1 protein-coding gene is annotated in these 293 nt (G+C 56.0%); it reads right to left on the bottom strand.

Annotation, left to right across the window (positions count from 1 at the left end; translation table 11 throughout):
* Window positions 1–293: hypothetical protein (locus SB753_RS36305; protein WP_410804949.1), on the bottom strand; the 293-nt coding region annotated here is incomplete at both ends.

Here is a 293-nt window from a genome sequence, read left to right as displayed (position 1 = left end):
ATCATACCGCCGTGGCAGTTAACGGCGGCCTTACGGCCGTGGCTGGCATACTTTTTAGCTAAGTCGATAATCGTTGCTTTGGGAATACCACAATGTTCAGCATAGGTGTCCATGTCGTATTCATGGGCCGATTCACGCAGCAGCGTTAGGCTGGTTTTAACGGTGACGGTGCTGCCATCGGCAAGCTCCACTGCGCGCTCGGCAAATAGTTCGGCGGCCATGACATCTTCGCTGAGCGCGAATTCGCCGTCTGACACGACGACGGGAATATCCGCATCGCTACCGGCCTCAGC

This window comes from Paraburkholderia sp. SIMBA_053 (genome assembly GCF_046534895.1).
Classification (GTDB): domain Bacteria; phylum Pseudomonadota; class Gammaproteobacteria; order Burkholderiales; family Burkholderiaceae; genus Paraburkholderia; species Paraburkholderia caledonica.
This window is presented reverse-complemented; position numbering and strand designations above follow the sequence as displayed.